At 57.8% G+C, this 6,955-nt stretch carries 2 protein-coding genes; both read right to left on the bottom strand.

Annotation, left to right across the window (positions count from 1 at the left end):
- Positions 1-848: cadherin repeat domain-containing protein (locus K9B37_RS24435; RefSeq protein ID WP_224316425.1), on the bottom strand; the 848-nt coding region annotated here is incomplete at its 3' end.
- Positions 849-1,038: 190 nt separating this feature from the next.
- A complete protein-coding gene (locus K9B37_RS25040; RefSeq protein WP_224316424.1) occupies positions 1,039-6,894 on the bottom strand; it encodes a cadherin domain-containing protein in 5,856 nt (1,951 codons plus the stop codon).
- Between the last annotated feature and the right edge of the window lie 61 nt (positions 6,895-6,955).

Here is a 6,955-nt window from a genome sequence, read left to right as displayed (position 1 = left end):
TGGCCGTCCACGTCCGTCGCCGCCAGCGTCGCCACCACGGTGTTCGCTGCCGAATGCTCGTTCACGTTGAACGAACCCGACGGCGCCGGAGGCGGGTTGTTCGCCGCCGCCGCAATCGTGAAGGTGTGAGCTTCAACATACCTTGTATTAAAATCTGGAGTTCCGCTGTTAATCACGTAACTCACGACTTGAAGGGTTCTATTGCCGGCGACTTCCGAGCCGATATTGCTGTTCGTCTTGATTTGGCCCGTGCTGGCGTCGATCGTAAATCCGCCATCGCTCAGCACGACGTTGCCGTTCACAAGGAAGCCATAGCCATTGGTGCGGAAACTAGGCGCAGAATCCGGGTCGCTCGCCCAAGTGGCTTTGACGAAGTCAATACCTGCCTGCGTCTGCCCGGCTGTGATTGTCGCCTCGGTCCCAAAAGTGATGTCGCGCGGCGCCTCGTTCACGTTTCGCATGGTGACAGTGTAGTCACCCTCGCCAATAAGAGTTCCGGCTGCGTTATAGGCATTCACTGAGATATTGTGAACACGCGTTCCTTCGTAGTTGAAGTCCAATTCTCCGCCACGATCGGCCTTCACCAGAATATACCAGCCCAGCACGCCGTTGATCGTTGTATGAACGATCTCGTAGCGACCACCCTGATCGCCGGATGTTCCGTCGCCAAAGTCACGGAACGTGATATTTGTCACGCCCGGATCCATACCGATGATCTGGCCAATGACAACGCCCCCAAGGCCGTGACCAGGTTGAGCGGTCGCCTCATCGAACAGAGCGCCGTAGCCGAGGTTTCCGGTATCATCCGATCCTTGGGATCCAACTGCGATTTTCAGCGCGTAAGTCATAGATACTGCCCCTTAAGTTTTTAAACGTCCCGGCGACCTTCCGATAATCCCTGAGGTTCCGAAGGACCATCATGCTCCAGCTTGAAGGATCTCATCCGAAGCACCTTCTGCTGCAGCAATATTCAAATTAAATGATACAACCTTACGTGAAGGTGGCAAGGTTTAATTGTGCCTTGCCACCTTCTTCCGCTCAGACCACGAGGAAGTGAGAGAGATTGAGAACAGGCCGCAGCCCTGTGTCGGGATCTTCCATAAAGGTCGCGATCTTCTTCGAGGCGAAGTCCGTCCCAGAACCATCCAGGTCGTAATACAGATCTCCGTGTTCCTGATCGTAGATGATCCGACTGTTCTCCGTCATGGTATCGAGCGAACCGACATGGAAGACATCTACGTTCAAGACTCCAAGATCCAGCGCATCGAAGGCTTGCTGCCTCAATTCGATATGATCATGGTCAACATTGAAGTCCATGATCGTATCGACATTTTCGACACCAGGGAACTCGTCGAAAGTGACCTGATCGAACACAAAGGTATCGTTACCATCACCGCCGGTGAGCTGATCATCGCCAAGGCCGCTGATCAGCGTATCATTCCCTGCCCCACCATCCAGCACGTCCGAGAATTGGCCGGAAACAATCTTATCATTTCCTGAGCCGCCGGTGACCACTTCGGTACCCAAATTACGAAGCGTGATTGGCAGATCATGCTCGAAGGTGCCATGCAAGCTGCTTGTGACCAGGACCTTCACAGTCGCCAGACGCCCCTGCTCGAAATCGAGCCGCAAGCCATCCTTTACGCGCAGGATGCCCTGAGCGTCGATTGTGAAGCGGTCTTCGGTCTGGCCCGTCACAAGCTGATAGCTAAACGTCTCTCCAGTTGCGGAATTGACACTCAGCAGCTTACCGACAGCTGTGCCGTTTCTCACATGCTCAAGAACAGTCTTGTTGTCGATCAGCTCGGGAATGGGACCTGGATCGTCGCTCGCCCCCACATCCACCGTATAGGTCGTCTCCACCGAATGACCGTCCTGGTCAAACGCCTGGACCTTCAGGTTGTGGCTGTAGAAGTCGGATTGGCTGACGTCGTGGCGCGTTTTGATCTCGCCGGTTTGGGCGTCGATCTCGAACAGACCATCCTTGCTGAAGCGGCCGTTCGGATCTTCGGCATCCACGAAGCGATAGTGGTTCTGCCGATTTAGCGGATCCGCATCGACATCACTGGCAGCAGCCTGTGCGACTACGATACCCCCACCGCTTCCGACCTTGATATCCGCGACGTGATTGACTGCGACCGAGTCGGGCCCGTCATTCTTGTCGTTGATCGTAACCTGGATCTGCTGACCGGCGGACAAGGCACCTTCACCGTCCATGGCATAGACCGTGACCGTGTAGGTGGCGTTCGTCTCGTAATCGAGCTTGGCGCCGTCCTTGATGCTGATCTGCCCGGTGTCCTTATCGATCACAAACAGATCGTTCGCGTCCATGTAGTAAGTCAGAGAACCGGACTTGTCGTCGTCAGCCGTGATGAAGTGGCTGAAGGTCGTGTTGTCCGTGTTCTCGTCGACCGAGAACGCGGTTCCACCCGTGGTCAGGTGCACGTTGGATGGCGGCTGGTTGCCGGCGTCCTGGACGACCACCTTGTATTCGAAGGCCTGGCTGACGTGATTCTGTGCATCGTAGGCCACGATCCAGAGGGAATATTGCCCCGCATCCGTCAGCTTGTTGTGAACCTTGATCTGGCCGCTATCGGGATCGATCTCGAAGAAGCCATCGTCGCTGACAGCCGTGCCGTTCATGAACCGATAATGGTTGACCCGGTACGCATCCGTATAAATGTCCGGATCGTGAGCCGTCGCCTTGGCCACGAGAGTTCCGACGTCATTTCCGACAGCGACGTTCTTGAGATCGCTGAAGGCGATGTTGTCGGCAGCCTCGTTTTCGTCCGTCAGAGTGATGGTGACGTCTTTCCAGGCGGAGTAGAGGCCACCGGCATCCTTGGCACGGACGTGGACCGTGTAGGATTGCTGCTGCTCGAGATCCAGCTTGCTCTTGTCGAGAACGTAGATCTCTCCCGATGCCGCATCGATACCGAAGACATCGTTGTTGAAGATCTCGAACGTCATGCCGGTAGTGTCCGGAGTGTCGTCATCGGCAATGACGATTGCGACACTGGTCCCTTCCGGCGAGTTCTCCTTCACCGAGGCCTCCAGCCCGCCATTCGACAGACGGACATTGGTCGGCGCAGCGTTGTCCGGCGCTTCGGGGACACCGTTGAGGACGATGACCCGTTCGATCCCTCGGGCCGTGTAGTGGTTGATTTTCTCCTGCAAGGCCGCCTCGGTCTCATAGAGGCCGCGGTAGAGGTAAGCAACGTCATCGTCACCGTGAAGCTTGCCGTTGTCGGCCGAGTCCTCAAGGTCCCTTTCGCCTTCGATCTCGTCATTCACGTTGACGATGTAATAGGTGTCGTTGCCATCGCCACCCGCCAAGAGGTGAGCGATGCCGACGCCGGTGCCACCGTCGAGCGTATCGGACACGGCCAAGGAACCGCTTCCAAGGAGGAATGACGAGTAGGCATTACCGATGAGGTGGACACCTTGCGTAAAGCCTTCGCCAGCGCGGAGCACCTCGACCTGCGCGTCCGCCTTCAGACGATATTCCTCATGGAGGTAGATTTCCGCGACATCGAAGGAATCGCCGTCACCCTCCACGATCGCGTCGCTGGCGTGGCGGATTTTATAGGTGTCGTTTCCGCTGCCGCCCTTGAGAACGTCTGCGGCTGATCCGGCGCCGCCGTCGAGCGTGTCATTGCCGTCAAAGCCCTGCAGAATGTTGCTGTCCGCATTGCCGGTGATGGCGTTGCCGAGTTCGTTGCCGTTGAGAGTCATGACGCCAGTTGTGGCGCTGGCGTCGAGGTTCTCAAGGAATTGGCCGAGCGTGTAACCGCCATTTGCGAAGAAATTCCCGGTCAGCTTGACGGTGTCGATACCGCCGGTCTCGGTGGTGTCCTCCTCGATGATCACGCCGTCTCGGGAGACGACGTAGGTATCGTCGCCCTTGCCGCCGCGAAGCACATCCTGGCCGGCGCTGCCGCCGTCGAGGGTGTCGTTGAAGGCGCCGCCGATGATCGTGTTGCTCAGGTTGTTACCCGCAACGTCGATCCCCGCAGTATTGGTATCGTAAGCCTGCAGAACCTCGATGCCATCGTTGTCGGCAAGGGTGTAGTGACCGCCCGTGTACTTGACGTAAGCGATATCGAAGCCACCTTCCGGCCCCGGAACTTCGTTATGGAAGGTCTCCGTGCCATCCACGATATAGTATAGGTTGTTCTGTCCCGTCGGACCCGTCACGGTCGTGACGACCTTCACCTCTGTGTTGCTCGCTGGGAAGGCATGGTGGCCATCGTCGAGAGTGATCGTGAACTGGGTCGTGATCGGGCTACCGGCCTGGGTGTGCTCCGTGGCGTCGAAGGTGAGAAGTCCCAGCATGGCCTGCAGGGCCGCGAGCTTGCCCGTGAAGGTCCAGGTGACCCGGCCGGCGAAATCCGACCTGATACCACCATAGTTCAGACCGTTGAGCGACCCATCGTCAGCATTGAAGCCGATTGTCAGAGTCAGGTCCTCGTTGCCGCTGTCAGTATCTTTGAGAGTGACACCGAGGAACGGATTGACCGGCGGATCCCAATCCTTCGTGTCGGTTTCCGCCTTCGTCGGATCGACTGTGATCGTCGGCGCCGCATTGTCGGCGACATTGCCGCTCACGGTCGTGTCGACCGTCACGTGCTTTCGGGCCCAAGCCGCATCCGAGTCGATGACAATGACCGTGAAATCCATCGTCCAGGTCGAGCCTTTGGCCCCTCGGCCAGGGTACGGGTTGAACACCACCTCTTTGAGGTAGGCCGTAACATCCTCCTGGAGACCGACAACCTGCAATACGCCGCCATCGGAGTCGTATGTGGGAGTTACGTTATACTTCCCCTCAGGCGGCAACTCGAACAGGCCATCGCCAATCCTGTCCATCATGATGACGACGGTGATCGGAGTCGGGGGAATCGTTGCACCGTCCTCCGCATCCGTGAAGGTCAGATCGTGGAACGCGGCAACCGTCTCGTCATCTCTGATCGCCCAGGACGTGTGGCCGTTAGCATCGACGGAAATGACCGGCGCAGTGTTGTCCGGTTCAGGCGTCACGTTATGGACCCAGACCTTCACGGAGATGGGCGCGGATTCCAGACCATGGTCATCCGTTGCAATCACCTTGATCTCGTACCATCCCTTCGTGCCGCTCGGATCCTTCTGTGCGTCCGGCAAGGTGTCGTAATCCAAGACTCCGTTGACGACGATCACCCATTGATCGTCCATCTTTACGAGATCGAACCGATCGCCAGCTGTGTCGGCAAGGCGATAGAATATGATGTTATCGTTCAGGTTCGGATCGTGTCCTACGAGAACTCCGACCTCTTGTCCCACACCGGCATCCTCAGAAATGCCGTCCGGATAGTACGCATCCATATTCACCTGATCCGGTGCACGGTTGTCCGTGAGCACCGACGTCTCGATCTCGGTCGTGTCATGCGCCCCCTTCTGATCCTGGACATCGACGCTGAACGTGACCGGGTGCCCCGTATCATAGGGATCGTTCGGGAAGTCATCCGGCGCGAACTGCAGGACTTTGAAGAAGTTCGTCAGATTCTGCTGCGAGCCCGAGACCTGGAGCACGTTTCCGTTGTTATTGTTCTGAACGATGGTGACACCGAAGGAAGCCGCTGCCGAGACGTCGAACTCGCCATCGGCTCCGGTCCACTTCACAGTCACGGTCAGCGTGTCGTTCAGATCCTGGTCCTTGAAGATCAGATTCTTGAACGGCTGGGTTGTCGCCGTGTCATAGGGTGGCAGAACGGGCGTCCCATTCGGGTCGATCTCGATGGTCGGCGAATGGTTGGTTCCACCGGTCGCGGCCGAGGTAACGTGGACATGGACCTCCTGCGATGGAACATCCTGGGAGTCGAAGGCGATGACCGTAAAGTCGGTCATCTTGCTGACCCCATCGTGTGGGTTGAACTGCAGCTGCTTCAGGATCTTTGTGACTTGATCGTGGGTGCCCTTCACCAGGATCGAGTCGCCATTGACATAGGTGAATTCCACGCCCGGCGGCAGATTCGTCGGGAGATTCTCGAAATCGCCGTTCAACTGCCCCAGGAACCGGACCAGCACGGTGATGGGAGTCGCCGGATTCGTCGCGTCGTCCTCCGCATCCGTGAAGACCAGATTCTGGAACGGCGCGACCGTCGCCACATCGTTGATCGAGAAGTCGGTCGCCCCGTTCACATGGATCACCGGAGGCGTATCGCTGCTCGGTCCATCCGCATGGATGGTCAGTTGCTGCAACATGGAGCCGCCATGACCATCCGACACACGGACCACGATGGTGACGTCTGAGAAGAGGCCGAGGCTCTTGCCGGCCTGCAGCTTGACGATGCCGTCGGGCGAGACGACGAACAGGTTGTTCGGATCCGAAACCAGCTCAAACGATAGCAGCCCCTGATCTTGAGGATCCGGATCGGACGCGATCAGTGCTCCGACCAGAGCTCCCGGGATCTCGGGTCGAGACCAGATTTCAGTCTGATGGTTCGTGAAGGTAAGACTGTTCGGATCATGGTTGACGTAACTCGCATCTGAGACCACCTGGATCGCATTGGCGTAGGCCGTCGCGGTGTGGCTGTCGTCCTTCACCGTGAAGGTGAAGTTGGTGGTCACGTTCGGTCCTGGACCGCGATCGGTCGGATTGAAGGTGACGCCATCGAGATAGGTGTTCAGGCTTGCCGCCGAGCCCAGAAGCGTCACGGTGCGAAGACCGTCGCTGCTCACCATATTGGTGAGCATCTGCACTCCACCATGTGCGCCAAGGCCGGCCAGGGCACCATCGGCATCGGCGAAGGCAATCGTCAGGGTGATCGCATCGCCGTCAGCGTCAGCAACGGTGACGCCTTTGAATGGTATGGCAAGACCACCGGTCGCCGCCGTGGTGAACGAGGTCGGACCGGTCACGACAAGGGTCGGCGCCGTGTTGCTGGATGGCGGTGTCGTGGTCGAGATTACCTCGATCGCG

Source organism: Microvirga puerhi, from assembly GCF_020089865.1.
Taxonomy (GTDB): Bacteria; Pseudomonadota; Alphaproteobacteria; order Rhizobiales; family Beijerinckiaceae; genus Microvirga; species Microvirga puerhi.
Note: the sequence above shows the minus strand (reverse complement) of the source record. Positions and strands in the feature narration are given on the sequence as shown.